Raw genomic sequence first — 18,539 nt, forward strand, 5'->3', positions numbered from 1 at the left:
ACAAGCCAGTTTTATTGGAAGAAATTCCAAACCAGACCAAAACGCAACACAAAATCACGATACGGATTATGAGGCGCCGCATAATAGTTGCTTTGTGTAAATAAAGCATTAAAATGTTCCGCTTTTAAGTAAAAACGAGTCTGACGTATTCTGGCATTTACAAAGAAATCGAATGTTGCAAAACCTCCAATTTTCTTCTCCTGCTGTACAAAAAATTCTGCAATTACAGGGTTATAATCATCTCCGTAGTATTTTGTCATATAATTAAATACAAGCCCTGTTTGCATAAACAATGCTTTTTTAAAGAAATGATTTGAATAATAAAATGTATTTCTAGTTACAAAATCAGGCACATTTAAAATTAAATCTGACTGGTCTACTTTCTGATACAAAAGTGTATTATCTAGTGCAAAAGGCCCAAATTTAAACTCTCGGCTTGCTTTTATTTCTAAATAATTAATCGCATTTCCATACTGCATTGGTTTAACAATCTGCTCACTTGCCGCTTTTTCTGCAGTTGTGGCCATATCCGTAAAATACAAATGATCATTTAAAACCGTATATTGAACCTGTCCTGTTAACCAAGGCGTTGTAATCTCTGCGCTTAACGAATTAATTTTTTCGTTTTTAAAATTATTCGACCAATTGTAAGAAACCCAGCTGCTTTGGTACAAATTATAATTGTTGTTTGGCAGTTTATTGATGTTACGGTATCTAAAATCAAATTTGATTTTTTCGCTCATATCATATCGCAACTTAGCATCTAAATCTGAAAGCGATTCATTGGTTATTGATCTTGAATATAAAAATCGACCATTCCATTTGTTTTTCTGATATTCATACTGAGCACCGAAATTATTAAACTGCAAAAACAAATTATCTGGAACCGCATTTCCTGCAGCATCAACAATAATTCGGTTGTATTTATAATTGGATCTGTAATCGTCTATAAAAAATATAAATTTACCTAAAAGCGAATTCTCATAAGCTGCTCCTACCTTATTATACAGTCTTTCATATTTAGTCTGATCATTAATATTACTTGCTGCATATGAGTCTCCAAATCTTTGTATACGTGTGGTAGAACCATCGTTTGCAGTTATGGTTGAGATTACAGTTGGCTGCTTATATTCATAATCTTTATATTCGTAGTTAAACTGATGCGTTATGTATAAATTATTGCTTCCATCGGTTGGGTTTACTCTAAACGCGTGATCGAAAAATAATCTTCTTCCTTTTAAAAAGGATTCCGCATCGGTCAAATAAACTTGTAGTCTCTGTCTATTTTTATAATCTTTATTATCACTTTCAAAATCAGCATCATTTGTAATACCGCCATTTTCTTCATTCATTATATCCTGATTCGTAAAATGTGCGTTTATCGCATAACGTTTGTCGGTTGTCGCATAACTGGTTGTAATTCTTAAATTTCCTGCACTAACCAATTGATTATTATAATCCCCTTCCGATCTTAATCCTTTATAAGCGATAGAGAAATTAAGATTTTTAGAAGCATTTAATGTGATAAAAGAATCTACATTTTGTCCTTTTTTTATAGTTGTATTAAAAAACAACTCTGTAAAAGGTGTTGCAACAGAATAATATCTAATTTGATCTGCCTGCATATAAATAGAGTGCTTTCCTTTAAAACCAATTTCAGGATAAGGCGAAAAGCTATTCAAACTATATTGAAGCGTATTTAATGGCTGTCCAATATTAGAAAACTCCTGAAGTCCAAAAAGATCTTTTCTAAGATGATTCTGTCTGTAAGCACTTTTAATAGTAAGCGAAGTATCAGCATAAATGGTATCGTGTTCTAGGGTCACAATTTTATACTGATCTATTGTAGCTATTTTTTGCTTTTTCTTTTTTACGGAATCATTAATGCTTGAATATTCCGTATTCATATCTAAATTATTTTTTGGAGCAGTTTTTTTTTCTTGCGAAAACAATAAAGTTGGAACAACTAATAGATATAGAAAAATGAATATTCTCATTTGATGGCTTTATATAAATTTATTTTGACAAAATTTGCTAGGCAAAGGTAAGATAAAAACGTATAAACGAAAAAACATAATATATAATATAGGAGTAGAATCATTTCGGTCTTTTGCAAACGAAAACCCCGTATACAAAAGTATACGGGGCTTTCAAAAAAAAATCAAAATATTTATTTTTCTTATCCCAAAACTGGGTATAATTTACTTTGAATCATCAACTTAATTGATATAGGGTATATTCTAAAGATTAGAATTTATCCCAGAACAATTTAGTATTTAATAAATCTCCACCAATATCAGAAGCTGCTTTAGTATAATTTGTTTTATTGATACTTGCTTCTACACCTGGATAAGTATATCTAACTGGTACAGTGAAAATAAGTTTGTTTATAGCTGCTTGAGGCGCTTTTAAAACTGGGAAATCTAATCTTCTGTAAGATGTCCAAGCTTCGTATCCTCTATTATAAAGAGCAAACCATGCTTGATTACCAATTTTTTCTTTATACGTAGCTCCACTTAACGGATTATTATAATCTACTTTTGGGCTCGCAATATAAGCATCAATAGCAGCAGTATTAGTTACTCCCCAGTCAGCCATAGAAGCTCTAATACCAGCGTCGTAGTATACTTTTGCTTGAGCAGAACCACCTGGAATTAAACTTTTCTCAGCAGCTTCTGCTAATAAGAAATTCAACTCAGCGAAATCAAAGATAGTTCCAGGAAAAGCAGGATTATTTAATGTAGATGATATTTGTGAGTAAGATGTATAAACATTTCCTGCGCCATACGTTCCACCAACAAATGTTCTTCCTGCAGGAATAACTGGAGCTGGAGCAGTTAGGTTAGTAAAATATTTAGGCATCCTTGGGTCACCGCCAGCAATAATAGCGTCCATAGCAGAAACGAAAGGCTCAGCAGGAATAAAATCAAATCTCTGGCTAGTTACTAAATCAGCATACAATGGATTTTGATTTCCTGATGTAGTTAAATAAGTCAATTTTGTATTATCATTATTATTAGCCAAAGCACCAGAAGCAAGAGCTGCCTGAACTTGAGCAGTAGCATAAGCCGGATCAATATCAGACATATTAACAGCCATTCTAATGATCAATGAATTAGCAAATTTAGCCCATTTTGCAGTACTTGCAGCATTACCTGAATAGATAATATCTGCCGCACCAAAATTAGCTGCTGCATTATTTGTTTTTAAAATCGCAACATCTGCAGTTAATCTTTTAATAAGATCCTGATAGATAGTTTTTGCATCATCATAAGCTGGCAAAGGATATTTCTCAATATCAATTGCTTGCGAATAAGGGATATTTCCAAAAGTATCTACCAATACACTATAAGTGTAAGCTTCCAAAATATCAATAAGCGCTAATTTATTTTGCTTAACTGCTTCGTCAGCAGGAGTTGCAGTAGTTGTTGCTGCAATCATAACTCTTGAATCGTGAAAATCAGCTAGAACATCTCTGTACATAACTAAAAAGTGCGTATCAGGAATTTTTCTGTTTGTTATGTTATACTGGCTTTCATCTGGATAAGTGGTCTCTGTCCATTGTTGTGCAAATAATCTAAAAACGTTATTATTCACACTAGTACTAACCATTTGATCTACTAATTTTTTCTCAGCATTTGTAAACAAATATTCCGCTTTGGTGGTTGTTGGTCTTTTCGGATCAACATTCATATCTGTAATGTCCTGGCTGCACGAAACCATCATACCTACCACAGACATTAATAAAAGTACTTTTTTCATGATTTAAAATTTTAATGTTAGGTTACAACCAATGTTTCTTGTTGTCGGAAGTGAACCTCCTGAATAACCTGATGATAAGTTACCTGAACTTAGACCACTTTCTGGATCTGCATCTGGAAGATTTTTACTGATGATCCATAAGTTAGAACCTACTAAAGAAAGACGTAAATCATTCAAACCTGCTTTAGCTATAAATTGTTTAGGGAAACTGTAAGTAATATTTACTTCTCTTAATTTCACATAACTTGCATCGTAAACAAATGCTTTTTGTGGATTATTATTGTAACCATAGATACTTCCAGCTACTTCAGGGCTTGGTGTTCTTGTAGTATTTGGAGTTCCGTCTTCATTTACTCCTGGCAAAATAACACCTCCACCATTTGCCAATGTATTTCTTACAGGGTTTCCAAGCTCGTTGTTTCCTGCTGTTGAAGTATATAAACCAGAGCTTTGTCCGTAATATTGATCAAGAGAGAAAATATCTCCTCCTTTTTGAACATCAATTAAGAAACCTAGAGACACTTGTTTGTATGTAAATTTGTTACGGAAGCCACCAATCCAATCTGGAGTAACATTACCAATTACATTATTAGTAGTGGCAGTTTGTAAATACACTCCATTTTTAGTTACTCTTTGTCCGTCTTTGTAGATATAATCTTTTCCTAGGATATCTCCATAAGCATGCCCTTTTGTACCAACGATACTAACACCACCTTGGAATGTACCAATTGTTAAAACATCAACACCCGGAGCTAAAGCTACAACCGTATTCTCATTTTTAGACCAGTTTACACCTAAATCCCATTGAAAATCTTTTGTTTTAACAGGAACTGCATTGAATATCACCTCAATACCTTTATTTTCTACCGATCCTGCATTTACATATTTAGAAGAGTACCCTGTTGCAGTAGAATAATCTACTGGAAAAATTTGATCTGCACTTAAACTTTTATAAACACTTGCCTCAAAACCTACTCTTCTGTCAAGGAATTGCATCTCTAAACCAAGTTCTTTAGATGTAGTTTTTACAGGGTGCAAATTTAAGTTATTACCAATGTTTGGTCTTGAATAAAGTTGGTTTGAACCAAATGGGTTAAATTTAGTAAATACATCTTGTAATGCATAAAGATCAATACCTCCTTGTGGATTCTCAGCATAACTCGCTCTAAATTTACCAAAAGTTAACCATGGCGCATTAATATGTTTTGTAAAAACATAACTCGCAGAAGCTGAGTATGTATTAACATCATTATTACCTTTTGGCAACATCGAGAATGCATCATTACGTACAGTTCCTTCCACATAAAGAAAATCTCTAAATCCTACTGAAGCAGATGCATAAACACTGTTTACCGCTGAATTATCTTCAGTCTCAACCGGGAATGGAGAAGGATTTACCGAATTTGATAATGCATAGATTCCTGGGATAATTAATCCTCCATCTGTAGAAGCCAATGTAGAGCTACGTCTAGTTCTTAAAGCATTGTATCCAACTAAACCTGTCAATGAAAAATCTTCAGTAAGTTTTTTATTGAAGTTTAAGGTAAACTGATAGTTTTGCTCAGAAAACATACCACTATATTTTTGGTACCCCGAACCAACAGCTAAACGGTTAATTCCAAATGTTCCAGCCAAAGATCCTACCGCTTTTCTCTCTTCACGTAATTCTGAATAAGAATCAGTACTTACTTTCCCTGTAGCGTTTAACCAATCTGTGAATTTATAATCGAACTGACCATAACCGATGAAACGGTTTCTTTCGTCATTTTGGTAATTTCTATATCTTGTAAAATATGGGTTGTCCCAATATTTAGGACTTGTATTTCCATTCGCAGGATCAGCCATGTTCCATGAAATATTTTGCCCTCCTGAATTATTAAAAGCTTCTTTCTGAGATTGAATATCTACGTTAGTTCCCCACCATTGACGGAATAAACCTGCAACGTTATCACCACCGTAACCAGTAGTATTTCTACCCATTGTAGTTTGTGCTAAATAATTTGCAAAAATACTTACAGATAATTTATCTGTCATTTTGTGGTTGAATTTAATACTTGCGTTATTTTTCTTCAATTCACTATTTGGCAAAATACCAGTCTCTTTATAGTTATTGTAATTGACAACAAAATTGTTTTTATCCGTACTACCTTCAAAAGAGATTGTGTTATTGAAGGTTTGAGCAGTTTGAAAAAATGTAATTGGACCATTTTTAGCCGCTACCCATGGAGATTTTTGTCCAAATTTTGAAGAAAATGGAGTATAAGATTCCCAAGTATAAACAGAAAGATTTGGATCAAACGCAACACCGTAAGAAGCATCATCTGTAGTACTTACCACTTGGTTACCACTTTTATCTATAACAAAAAATGCTCCTGTTGGCCCAACTGGAGTACCTTTTGGATTTCCTGCTGCATCATAAGTTGGTCCATAACCCTGTCCGTATTTGTTTTGGTAAACAGGGAAAGTTTTTTTATCAACAGAACCAACACCAAACTCACTAGAAACAGTAACTCCCATACCTTTTTGAGCTTTTCCTTTTTTAGTAGTAATCATAATTACACCATTACCAGCTTGAAACCCATATAATGCAGATGCCGCAGCACCTTTCAATATGTTTAATGATTCGATATCATCAGAATTAATATCCATACCAGCATTACCGTAATCATAAGTATTACGAGCTCCTTGTGTTTGCGAACCTTGGCTTGAGTTTACGTTGCTATTATTAATAGGCATACCATCTATAACAATAAGCATCTGGTTGTTTCCTGTAAGACTTTTAACACCTCTTGAAACTACGCTTGTAGATCCTCCAAAGTTTGTATTTTTTCTAATATATACCCCAGCAGATTTCCCAGAAAGATCGTTAAGAAAGTTTGCGCTTGCAGTCCCTCCAACTAAATCCTCTCCTTTTATTTCCTGAGTAGCGTATCCAAGAGCTTTTTTCTCTCTCTTAATACCAAGGGCTGTAACCACAACACTTTCTAACTCTGTAGTATTACTAGTTAATTTTACACTTAATGATGTAGAACTAGCTACAACTTCTTGCGTTTTCATTCCAATGTAAGTAAAAATCAAGACTTCGCTTGACGATGCTTTGATAGAGAATTTTCCATCAAAATCTGTTTGCGTTCCGCTTTTAGTTCCTTTAACTAATACACTCACACCTGGAAGAGGCATTCCTGCATTATCGGAAACCACACCCGAAACAGTTCTTTCTTGCGCAAAGGTTAGTTGCGTAATCAGCGCCACCAGAAGCACTAAGAATCCATTTAACTTTAGTTTCATTTTTAAAAATTTTGAATTAGTAAGTCGCAAACATCTTAATATTTTCTTAAAGCAACAACCCGATTTTTGGGTAACGTATAACTATTTTTTAATATTTTTTTAACATCTGGTTATTTAAAAACATTTAATTATCACAAAACTAATACTATACATAATTTTATTCATAAATTACTGTAATTTTATTAATCACAATATTAACATTTATTTAACATTTAAAGCAGGAATAACCTCAAGAAAAGGGCAAAAAAAAGCAAAAAGTAACTAAGTAATATCTTACTTATTTAGTAAAAAAATAAAACATTCTGCATTGAAAATGTTTTATTTGACAAATTTTCACTTTATACTTACTTATAGATTTGTAATAAATTGTAAATCAATTCTTCTAAGTTTCGCAAAACTCTTTTGAAATCAATTTTCTAAAAATTCATAATTATATACTTTGCAAAAAAAATCATAAAACTCAAGCGTTTTCTCCTGTTTTTATTAAAGACTCCACTTTTTAGTCAATTTGAAAAATCACCAAATTTGATCAATTTTAACTTGCTTTATAACCATTCCAAAAAACACAAATTTTCATAGGTTCTGATTTGAATCCATTAACGATTTTTAGGAAAAAAAGAACCATATTTGCTTTTTAAAAAACCTAAAAAATGCTCGAAAAAAATTTCTCAGGATTTATTTTAGAAACTGGAACTGATGAAGCCGGCAGAGGATGTCTGGCTGGACCAGTTACTGCTGCCGCTATAATCTTACCCAAACATTTTGAAAATAAACTTCTAAATGACAGTAAGCAATTGTCTGAAAAAACTAGAGCGCTTTTAAGACCTATTATCGAAGAACAGGCAGTTTGTTTTGCCGTTACACATCTATTTCCGGATGAAATAGATGAAATAAACATTCTAAATGCATCAATGAAAGGAATGCAAGAATGTATTTTAAAATTAAAACATGTTCCTGAATATATTATTGTTGACGGAAATCGCTCTTTAAACGCTAAACTAGGGCTTAAAAACACTTTTGGAAAACAGTTTACTCAAGATGAAATTGCGCTTCTAAAATCGATTCCTAATCAAAGTATTATAAAGGGAGATGGAAAATACCTAAGTATTGCCGCTGCATCTGTTTTGGCAAAAACGTATCGTGACGAATATATGGATAAAATTCACGAAGAATTTCCGATGTACAACTGGAAAAAAAATAAAGGATATCCAACCAAAGAACATCGAGAGGCAATTAAGGAATTTGGAACTACAAAATATCATAGAATGAGTTTTAGGCTTTTGCCTGAGCAATTAGAACTCGATTTATTTTAATAAAAAAAACGACCTAGAAATAGGTCGTTTTTTTTATTACTTTTTGCTTTTTAAAAACTCAGCAAATGTTTTTGTGTCATAGTAAAAAGGTCTAACAGAAGTAATTTTACTATCCTTTAAGTCGAAATGTTCTGAAATCGGAACAGACATCGTTTTGCCTGACTTTTTAGATTTACAACTTATTGTGAAATAAATAATTACTTCGTTTTTAGAAGCATCGCTAAAATAAGTCGGTTCTTTTTCTATCTGTAAATCAAAAAATTCTGTCGATTTTGCAAACATTTTTGCCCATTCACTAAAACCTGTATAAGTTCCTCCGTAAGGCAAACCTATAGCCTGATTGTAAACCGCTCCATCTGCCACAACAGTAGCCAACGCATCAAAATCTCTTGTTTTAAAAAGACTTTCGTAATATTTTGCTACAACTTTTAGATTATCAGCTTCTAGATTTTTTAAAATATCTGCTTCAGACAAGGTCGCTCCTTTATCCCAGAAACCAATAATTTTACTAACCTGACCTTTACCGTTTAAACGTGCAAAATCACGTCCAGCCATTATAAGATTGTTTTTAGAATCCAGAATTTTCCATTCCCATGTTACATAATTGTCTTTTACAATTTTTGGTCCCGATGTTAATATGGCATCTGGATTTTTCTTGTAAAATTCGTTGATAACATTATTGAATGCTGCGATTCCTTTTATAGAGGCCGAAGGGTCTTCAAAAGTACTATCTTCCAACCAAATCGATTTAATCATCTTTAATCTGGTATCGCTGTTTTTTTCCTGCCACACCTTTTCGTAAACTGCAACTGGATATAATTTATCTTTCTTTTGGGCAAAAAGACCATTAAGTACAAAAAGTAAACAGAATAAGTAAATTTTTCTCATAAGCAATCAGGAATAAAATGAAATTTAAATTTAATAGTATAAAACCAAATTTAGCATAAATAGCTAAGAGAATTACAAGAAGTCTAGAATTTGCCATCCCTTCAAAATCTTAACTTTTGAGAAATGGTTTTTCAGTTTTTTGAATATAAATTTAAGAAAAAAAAGGTTTCTATTTAAAAAACAAGCTTCAAATCCCGAGTCAAGACCTCTATAATGATGCACAAATACAGACTAATTTATCCCTCAAAATAAAAACCCGTTTCAAACAGAATGTCTGAAACGGGTTTTTATATTATTAGCAATTTTTAAACAAATTCAGCTTCGAACAGCTCAGTTAAATGTTTGATGATTTTAGATTTTACTTCTTCTTCATCTACTTTTTCTACGCCAAGCTCAACGTTTAACGAAGTAACTCCTTTTCCTCGAATACCGCACGGAATAATATTATCAAAATAGCCTAAATCGACATTTGCATTTAAGGCAAATCCGTGCATAGTCACCCAGCGTGAAGCTCGAACACCCATTGCGCAAATCTTACGAGCAAACGGAGTTCCTACACCAAGCCAAACACCTGTTTCTCCTTCACTTCTTCCCGATTCTAAACCATATTCGGCCAAAGTCAAAATAATTGATTCTTCTAGCAAACGAAGGTATTTATGAATGTCAGTAAAGAAATTCTCTAAATCCAAAATCGGATAACCGACAATCTGTCCAGGTCCATGATACGTAATATCGCCGCCACGATTGATTTTATAAAAAGTAGCTCCTTTGGCTTCTAACTGTTTTTCGTTTAATAATAAATTTTCGAGATCACCGCTTTTTCCTAAAGTATAAACATGAGGATGCTCAACAAAAAGTAAATAATTTGGTGTTGGCAGATCTAATTCTTCTCTTCTGTTTTTGATTTTTAAATCGACCACATCTTTGAAAAGTTCTTCCTGATATTCCCAAGTCGATTTATAGTCTTTCTTGCCCAGATCCTGAAGTTGGATTTTTTTGTTCATTTTAATTATTTTTCAAACTCAACATCAAAGTTTAGTTTGTCGGGATTCTCCATATAATCCGTAAAAGAGTATTGAATTGTAATTGATTTTCGATCGTCGCTAAACAAAGCACTTGGATTAGAGACTTTCTTAATTTTTTTCGGAAAATGATATTTCACGATGTAACTAGAAGAAGCAAACATCATTTTAGACATATCTGCTGCTGTATCTTTTGCCTTTGCTGCCAATTTTTGCTGATCGATTACTGCTTTTCTTGTAAATTTCTTTCCGTCGTAAGTATAGCTTAATTTACTGCCGTTATCTCCTAAACCACTTCCAAGAGGCGTACTGGCTCCACCTTCTATTTTCTGAAGTGTGCTTAAAGTCTGTAAAACGTCCTGAAGTTCATTTACATTTTTAAAATCAGTTCCTAAAGTCATTAAAAATTGCTTTTTTTCTGAGCTCATTTTTGTTGATACAACGAAATTTTCGAGCTTTTTAAGTTCTTTCTGTGTTTCTGGAGACAACTTAGCAATACTGTCTTTTTTCTCTTCAAATACTTGTTTGAAAGTAAAAGTAGTATCTATATCTTTCTTAGCACTTTCTCCCATCTGACCAGCAATTTGATCTCCAGCCATTTCCATTAAGGCTGAACCGTCCATGTCAACCGAAAATTTTCCACTTCCGTTATCATTGATGTAAATATTTTCAGTAAAAGTACAGCTGGTTAACGTGGCTATTAAAAAAGAAAAACTAAGTAATTTATATAATTTCATCGCAGTATATTTTTATCAAAGATACAAAGACTATTTTTAAAAATGCATTTTATTGAAAGCTTCCAATTATTGCTCAAATTCGACTTTGAAACCAAAATCTACACTGCTTTCCTGCATATTATCTAAGGGGATTTCTACAGTAAAACTTTTACGATCTGACGCTATTACAGCATTCTTTATCGAAACAGTTTTAATCTTTTTAGGAAACTGATATTCGGCAATGTACTTACACTCTTTAAGCATTTCTTCCATCTTTTTTGAGAAGGGATCATCGCTTTTTTCTTTCTTAACTTCTTTTTTCTTTTTAGTTTTTTTATCGTCTTTAGAAGGTGTTACCGACTTAATAAAGACCTTACCATCATAAAAAATAGTAGTATTAGACTTTTCTTCCGGCTTTGGAGCAGCACTTAAAGCTCCCAATCTTTTTTTGTCTGCAGCAGCAAGAGCTTCCAAACTTTCGGCCGGTGTTGCAATAGATTTAAAATCTGTTCCGCTAGGAAAATCGAATGCCATACTATATTCGAATTGCTTTTTTTCGTCGTTTACCTTGATGCTTACCTTAAAATTCTCTAGAATCTTAAGCTTCTCTTTTTCTTTCTCTAACATCGCAATTTTTTCCTTATCTGCATTTGGCAATTTAGAAAGACTGTCTTTTATTTTAGCAAGAACATCTTTGAAGGTAAAAGTAGTGTCTACGACTTTATTGACTTTAGTCGAATCACTTTTTTGCATTCCCAGTTTGTACATCGGAGACATATCAAAACCATAAGAAAAAGTTCCAGATCCATCTTCATTCATGACCATTTTTTCCTTAAGGGTACAGCTTGTAATACAAAATACAATAAAAAAGCAAAGTAGAATTCTTTTCATAATTGAGGTTTAAGTTATTCGAGCGAAGATACTTTCTTTTAAGATTTTTTTGAGTTTCATTTTAAAGCAACTTCCAATTTGATATTTCAAGGTTTATCAAAAAGCTATAAATCAAACTTTTGGCATTGTAATCGATTTTATATTTGTTAAAAATGAATTTATTCTAACAGCGACCAATGTTGTTAAAGGTGATTGAAACCCAATAAATTGATGTCACAAAAAATCTAAAAACTGCATTCTAAAATCTGCATTCTTTTCTTTATCTTTGCACACTTAAAAAAATAGCATAAAAATGGCATTATCAGAACAAGAAATCATCAGAAGAGAAAAACTTCAAAATTTACGCAATCTGGGAATCAATCCTTATCCAGCTAATCTTTTTCCTGTAAATCATACTTCGAAGCAGATAAAGGAAACTTTTGAGGAAGGTAAGAAGGTTATCGTTGCGGGACGTTTGATGAGTGTTCGTGATCAGGGTAAGGCTTGTTTTGCTGAATTACAAGACAGCGAAGGGCGTATTCAATTATACGTAAACCGTGATGTTTTATGCGAAGGTGATGATAAAACTTTATACAACCAAGTATTTAAAAAATTAACCGATTTAGGTGATTTTATTGGTATTGAAGGTGAATTGTTTACTACACAAGTTGGCGCAAAATGTATTCGTGTAACTGGTTTTACTTTCTTAAGCAAAACATTACGTCCGTTACCTTTACCAAAAGTTGACGAAGAAGGAAATGTGCACGATGCTTTCAACGATGCTGAATTGCGTTACAGAATGCGTTATGTAGATTTAACTGTAAATCCACAGGTAAAAGAAACTTTTATTAAACGTACTAAGTTATTTACTGCAATGCGTGGGTATTTTAACGATGCAGGATATTTAGAGGTTGACACTCCAGTTTTACAATCTATTCCTGGTGGAGCTTCGGCAAGACCATTTATTACGCACCACAACTCGCTTGATATTCCGCTTTACATGCGTATTGCGAATGAGTTATACTTAAAAAGATTAATTGTTGGTGGATTTGAAGGTGTTTATGAGTTTTCTAGAAACTTCCGTAACGAAGGTATGGACAGAACGCATAATCCTGAGTTTACTGCAATGGAAATATATGTAGCTTACAAAGACTACAACTGGATGATGGAATTTGCTGAAGGTTTATTGGAGCATTGTGCAATTGCTGTAAATGGCACAAGTGAAGTGACTTTTGGCGACCACAAAATCAACTTTAAAGCGCCTTACGCTCGTGTTACAATGACAGATTCTATCAAACATTTTACTGGTTTTGATATCTCTGGAAAAACAGAACAAGAATTGTTTGAAGCAGCACGCGGAATGGGAATCGAGGTTGACGAAACAATGGGTAAAGGAAAATTGATTGATGAGATTTTTGGAGCAAAATGTGAAGGAAATTATATTCAGCCAACTTTCATTACAGATTATCCAAAAGAAATGTCTCCGCTTTGTAAAGAGCACCGCGATAATCCAGATTTGACTGAGCGTTTTGAATTAATGGTTTGCGGAAAAGAAATCGCAAATGCTTATTCTGAATTGAATGACCCAATTGATCAAAGAGAGCGTTTTGAAGATCAAATGCGTTTGGCTGCAAAAGGTGATGACGAAGCAAACGGAATTATCGACGAAGATTTCTTAAGAGCTCTTGAGTACGGTATGCCTCCTACTTCTGGAATGGGAATTGGAATGGATCGTTTGATTATGTATTTAACAAACAATGCTTCGATTCAAGAAGTTTTATTGTTCCCACAAATGCGTCCTGAGAAAAAACAAGCTCAAATCGAACTTTCTGACGAAGAAAAATTCATCATTGACTTGCTTACTAAAAATGAAAATAGAATGGATTTAACGCAACTAAAAATTACAGCTAACTTAAGCGGTAAAAAATGGGATGCTTCTATGAAAAACTTATCTAAACACGGTTTGACCAAAGTTGTCGTTGACGGCGAGTTTAAATTTGTGGAATTGGTGGGGTAAATTTTGTCTTATTTTATTATAAATACAGCCCAGCAGGTTTAAATCTGCTGGGCTTTTTTATTTAAATTGTCTAAACAAAAAACACCTTAACCATGAATAATCAAGAAATTCATCAATTTGATCAAGACGAAATAGACATCATTAGACAAAGTGAAGAAGATATAAAACATGGCAGGGTCATTTCTCAAGAAGATTTAGACAGAGAAGACCTAGAGTGACTTTCTTAATTTATGCAACAAACCCGACAGCTTTAAAAAACCTTTCGGATTTCTTTTTTAAAACGAATATTTCTTCCTACCTCTATTTAAAACAAAAATCAAAACTCATTTTTAAAAAACTGAAAAACAATACTTTACTTTTTCTAAATTGTTTTCCAAGAAAATACTTTCAGAAGCCTTGCTATAACATTAAAAAACAAAACAAAATTCGGCTGGCATTGAATATACAATTGATTTTGTTTTTGCTTTTTTTTAGCAAACAAATTACTACATTTGAAGAAAAAATAGACTTTGTATAAAGTCTATTTTTTTTTAACCCAAACCCATTCAATTAACATTTTTTCAACCAATCCTTTAAATGAAAATTAGAAAAATCGCCCCAAACGAAGACTTAGAAACAACAGTCAACAAAAAGAGAAATCGTTACAAAATTGCTATCATCGCTGTTATCTTTATCTCGGCCGCCGGCTTTTTAGGATTTAAATATTTTACTCCCAAAAAAGAAGCTGTTTGTTTAGGCACAGATACCAAAATCTATGATACTTACAAAAATGCCGTTGTACTTGTAAAGCATAAATATGGCTATTTTGCTAAAATTAATGGAAAAGAAATTCCTCTTAATGTTGAAGATGCCAAGGAAGAAACCATTTACGGAACAGGCTTTTTTGTAGATACAGAAGGAGACATGATTACCAATAGACATGTTTTACAGCCTTGGAATTCAACTGAAGAAGAAAGTGAAAAAGTAAATACTAATATTCGAAATCTGCGAATGAAGATTGCTTCTATCCTTACTACCGATGTTTCTGAAGATGACTATGAAAGTTTTATTAGTAACAATTGGTCACATGCTTCAGTCTCTTATGATGAAGGCGAAGGAGAGGGAGAGTATGAAGAATCGAGTGAAGAGACTACTGAGTCAGCGGGTGAAGAATTTGTTAGTTCTAATGAAACAGAAACAGATACATCGCAAGTATCAACTGATATCGCAGCATCTATTCCTGTAAAAGAATATGTTTCTGCAGAAAACATTGAAGTATATGTAAAAACGGTAGACATTCAAGTTGCACTTCATAATTCTGATAGCGAATGGATTAATTGTGAAATGAAAAAAGTTTCAGATGACAGCAATATTGATTTAGGTATTTTGCAAGTAGCTGATCATAAAACTCCTAAAACCGTTACCAATATTATAAGTCTTGACAATATTGTTGACAATGACAGCTCTCTTGCTCCAGGGCAAAAAGCGATAATGGTGGGCTATCCGATGGGAATAGATTTGGCACAGACCAATTCTGGTATAAAAGTGCAGCTTTACAATGGTCAAATAAGTAAAGAATCTGATGGCAACAAAATTCAATACAGTATAACTTCTACACATGGTGCTAGTGGTTCGCCTGTTTTTAATGAATGTGGACAATTGATTGCAGTTAATTTCAGTGGATTCGATCAGGTTCAGGGTTTCAACTTTGGAATTGTGGCTAAACATATTCAAGCACTCTAATTTGAAAAAATCCAAAAAAAAAAAATCTAATCAGGTTTTCACTTTTCCAACCAAACAAAAAATCGACTTAATTAATTATGAATAAATTTTTTAGTTTATGTGCACTACTATTCTGTGGTGTCGCTTTTTCACAGATTCCAACTCTGGATATCGAAAATCAGAAAAAAAATTCGGTAATCTTACAGGAGGTAAAAATTGAAACCAAAATTTTAGGAAATCTTGCTTCCACTACAGCTACTTATACTTTTTACAATCCTGGAGACAGAATTTTAGAAGGGAATTTTACACTTCCATTGCCAGAAGGAGTTAGCGTAAGCGGTTATGCTTTGGACATTAACGGAAGCTTAAGAGATGCCGTTCCTGTTCCAAAAGAACGAGCTAAAGAAGTATTTGAAAGTATTGAAAAAAGAAATGTAGATCCAGGTATTATTGAAAAAGTAGCTGGAAACAATTTCAGAACTAGAATTTATCCAATTACAGCTAGAGGCAGCCGATTTATTAGAATTACGTACAATCAGGAATTGAAAAATTCGACTACTGATTATCAATATTTTTTAAGTTTTGCCAACGCTATTAGCATTCCAAAATTCAATCTGAAAGTAATAGTTAATGAAAGTCTGAGCACTCCTAAAATTACAGAAAATCCAGATGGAAGTTTTACTTTTCAGAAGAAAGGAAATCAATGGATTGCTGAAATTAATAAAGTTAATTTTACACCAAATGAAAGCCTTAAAATAGCTATTCCAAAAGTAAACGAATCGTCGAATGTGATGCTTCAAAAAGCTTCTGACGACAAATCTTATTTTGCAGCAAGTGTTGCGATGAATTTCCCTGTAAAGGAAAAAGCAAAATCTCAAAAAATTGCTATTATTTGGGATAATTCATTCAGCGGATCAAAGAGAGATCGTCAAAAAGAACTGGACTTTCTTAATGCGTATTTTTCAGACAACAAGAATGTTGCAGTCTCTTTTGTCCTTTTAAACAATATCCTTGAAAAAACAGAAGAATTCACCGTTTCTGGAGGAAACTGGAATGCCTTAAAAGACAGAATTCTTAATCTGAAATATGATGGCGGAACCGACTTTAGTGCTTTAAAAGAAATTTCGCCAATAGACGAATATCTTTTATTTTCTGACGGAATTTCAAATTTTGGAGATTTAACTTTAAAATTCAAAAAACCGGTCAACACTATAACGAGCACACCGACTTCTGATTTTAATTTGCTGAAACTTTTAGCATCACAATCTGGAGGAAATTTTATCAATCTTAACGAATTAGATACGCAATCTGCTCTAAAAACGTATAAAAGACTTCCGATTGTATTTTTAGGCTTTAAAGAAACAAATACGCTTCAGGAATTGTTTCCAAATGTTGGAACTGCCGTAAACGAACCAGTGAATATATTCGGAATTTCATCTTCAAACTTGAGTAAACTTATTGCTGTTTTTTCAGTCGGAGACAAGAAATTTGAAGTGCCTGTAGATTTTACTAACGCTGTACAAGTAGACAATTGGCCTCTTGCACAATTTTGGGCGCAAAGAAAAATTAATGATCTTGAACTTAACTCAACACAAAACAGCGATGAAATTAGAAATCTGAGCGAACAGTTTGGGGTTGTAAGCAAGAACACGAGTCTTATCGTATTGGAAGATGTTAATGATTATGTGCGTTTTGGCATTACTCCTCCACAGGAATTATTACCTGAATACAACAGAATCGTTTCGCAAAACAAAAAACAAATCTTAGAAAAAAGAAGAAATCTTCTATCTAAAGCTTTTGATAAAACACGAGAATTGACAACTTGGTGGAATAGCGAATTTAAACCTACAGAAAAAAAACAGTATCCTACCATTTCTAAACAGTCACAAAAATTGTCGTCGGCAGAAGAAAGTGTTGTTAGCGATAATGCTGTATATTCTGCAGAAAGTAGAGCAGGCGACAAAAAAACAGCTACAGGTAAAATAACCTTAATAGATGTAGAAAGTACTCAAGAGTATATGAAAGATTTTCAGTCCTTACAATCGCCTGAATTGATCTACCAGAAATATCTTGAAAATCGTCCGAAATATGAGAAACAGGTAACCTATTATTTTGATGTTTCTAAACTCTTATTCAAAAAAGGAGACAAAGCACTTTCTCTAAAGGTTTTAAGCACATTAGCAGAACTTGATTTAGAAAATGAAGAGTTATATAAGACAATATCGTATCTATTGAAACAAAGAGGTAATTATGAAAAAGAATTGTGGATTACCCAAAAAATTCTTGAGTGGAGACCTTTTGATCCTCAAAGCCACAGAGATTATGCATTAGCTTTAGTTGACAATAAAAAACCTCAAGAAGCTCTTAACATCTATAAAGGCATGCTTTATCAGGAATATACCGATGAGATTTCTATTAGAGATAATGGTATTGAAGAGATTTTGATTATGGAAATCAATAACATTTTGAGCCAAAACAAAAATGTTGATGCAAGTAAAGTAGATGATCGTTTAAAAGCAAATCTTCCAGTCGACATTCGTATTGTTATTAACTGGAATAAAGACAATACAGATATAGATCTTTGGGTTACAGATCCTAGAGGTGAAGATTGTTCGTACTCGCATAGATCTACAGAAATTGGAGGAAGATTAAGTAACGATTTCACTCAAGGTTTTGGTCCTGAGCAATTTTTATTGAAAAAAGCGATTAAAGGGAAATATAAAATCAAAACGAATTTCTTCGGTGAGAGACAGAATATTCTTTCTGGACCAACAACTGTAATGGCAGAAGTTTACCTTTACTATTCTGATGGCAGACAGGAACGTAAAATTGCTGTTTTCCAAAGTCAAAAAGAAAACAAACGCGAAAGTGATAGTAAAATTCTAATTGGAGAATTTGAATTTTAGGAATTATAAAGCTTACTAATATTCAAACCCGACAGGTTTTAAAACCTGTCGGGTTT

The 18,539-nt window shown here is 33.1% G+C and carries 12 protein-coding genes; 5 read left to right on the top strand and 7 right to left on the bottom strand.

All coding sequences use genetic code 11. The features are described from left to right. Positions 1–11: 11 nt before the first annotated feature. The 3 genes from LPB248_RS06100 to LPB248_RS06110 all read right to left on the bottom strand — a co-directional run bounded on the left by LPB248_RS06100 (position 12) and on the right by LPB248_RS06110 (position 7,050). Entirely contained in the window at positions 12–1,997 is a 1,986-nt protein-coding gene (locus tag LPB248_RS06100) for a putative porin (protein WP_177210648.1), read from the bottom strand. A gap of 250 nt (positions 1,998–2,247) precedes the next feature. After that, the gene (locus LPB248_RS06105) at positions 2,248–3,762 is read right to left on the bottom strand and encodes a SusD/RagB family nutrient-binding outer membrane lipoprotein (RefSeq protein WP_255463027.1); all 1,515 of its coding nucleotides are present in this window, start codon (positions 3,760–3,762) and stop codon (positions 2,248–2,250) included. 3 nt (positions 3,763–3,765) lie between these two features. Further along, entirely contained in the window at positions 3,766–7,050 is a 3,285-nt protein-coding gene (locus tag LPB248_RS06110; protein WP_177210649.1) for a SusC/RagA family TonB-linked outer membrane protein, read from the bottom strand. Between the two features lie 650 nt (positions 7,051–7,700). Here LPB248_RS06110 and LPB248_RS06115 point away from each other — a divergent pair. Next, complete coding sequence (locus LPB248_RS06115; protein WP_177210650.1) at positions 7,701–8,363, top strand: ribonuclease HII; 663 nt, start codon at positions 7,701–7,703, stop codon at positions 8,361–8,363. Positions 8,364–8,399: 36 nt separating this feature from the next. Here LPB248_RS06115 and LPB248_RS06120 read toward each other — a convergent pair whose 3' ends face one another. The 4 genes from LPB248_RS06120 to LPB248_RS06135 form a co-directional block, all read right to left on the bottom strand. After that, positions 8,400–9,251, bottom strand: coding sequence for a nuclear transport factor 2 family protein (locus tag LPB248_RS06120; RefSeq protein ID WP_177210651.1), 852 nt, complete (start codon positions 9,249–9,251; stop codon positions 8,400–8,402). Between the two features lie 305 nt (positions 9,252–9,556). Next, on the bottom strand, positions 9,557–10,255 hold the full coding sequence (gene lipB / locus LPB248_RS06125) for a lipoyl(octanoyl) transferase LipB (RefSeq protein WP_177210652.1): 699 nt from the start codon (positions 10,253–10,255) through the stop codon (positions 9,557–9,559). A 5-nt stretch (positions 10,256–10,260) separates the two neighbouring features. After that, positions 10,261–11,010: a hypothetical protein gene (locus tag LPB248_RS06130; RefSeq protein WP_177210653.1), complete on the bottom strand. Its 750-nt coding sequence runs from the start codon at positions 11,008–11,010 to the stop codon at positions 10,261–10,263. 66 nt (positions 11,011–11,076) lie between these two features. After that, positions 11,077–11,880 carry a hypothetical protein gene (locus LPB248_RS06135; protein WP_177210654.1) on the bottom strand — a complete coding sequence of 268 codons (804 nt, stop codon included), beginning with the start codon at positions 11,878–11,880 and terminating at the stop codon, positions 11,077–11,079. Between the two features lie 292 nt (positions 11,881–12,172). On the opposite strand from LPB248_RS06135, the gene lysS reads away from it, so the two are divergent. The 4 genes from lysS (at position 12,173) to LPB248_RS06150 (ending at position 18,483) form a co-directional block, all read left to right on the top strand. Continuing rightward, on the top strand, positions 12,173–13,876 hold the full coding sequence (gene lysS, locus LPB248_RS06140) for a lysine--tRNA ligase (protein ID WP_177210655.1): 1,704 nt from the start codon (positions 12,173–12,175) through the stop codon (positions 13,874–13,876). Positions 13,877–13,968: 92 nt separating this feature from the next. After that, positions 13,969–14,094: a hypothetical protein gene (locus LPB248_RS17050; protein WP_255463028.1), complete on the top strand. Its 126-nt coding sequence runs from the start codon at positions 13,969–13,971 to the stop codon at positions 14,092–14,094. Between the two features lie 358 nt (positions 14,095–14,452). Next, positions 14,453–15,598 carry a serine protease gene (locus LPB248_RS06145; RefSeq protein WP_177210656.1) on the top strand — a complete coding sequence of 382 codons (1,146 nt, stop codon included), beginning with the start codon at positions 14,453–14,455 and terminating at the stop codon, positions 15,596–15,598. A 77-nt stretch (positions 15,599–15,675) separates the two neighbouring features. Then, positions 15,676–18,483 (top strand): VIT domain-containing protein, encoded by a 2,808-nt coding sequence (locus LPB248_RS06150; protein ID WP_177210657.1) that lies wholly within the window; start codon positions 15,676–15,678, stop codon positions 18,481–18,483. Positions 18,484–18,539 lie beyond the last annotated feature (56 nt).

This window comes from Flavobacterium sp. LPB0248 (genome assembly GCF_013388355.1).
Taxonomy (GTDB): domain Bacteria; phylum Bacteroidota; class Bacteroidia; order Flavobacteriales; family Flavobacteriaceae; genus Flavobacterium.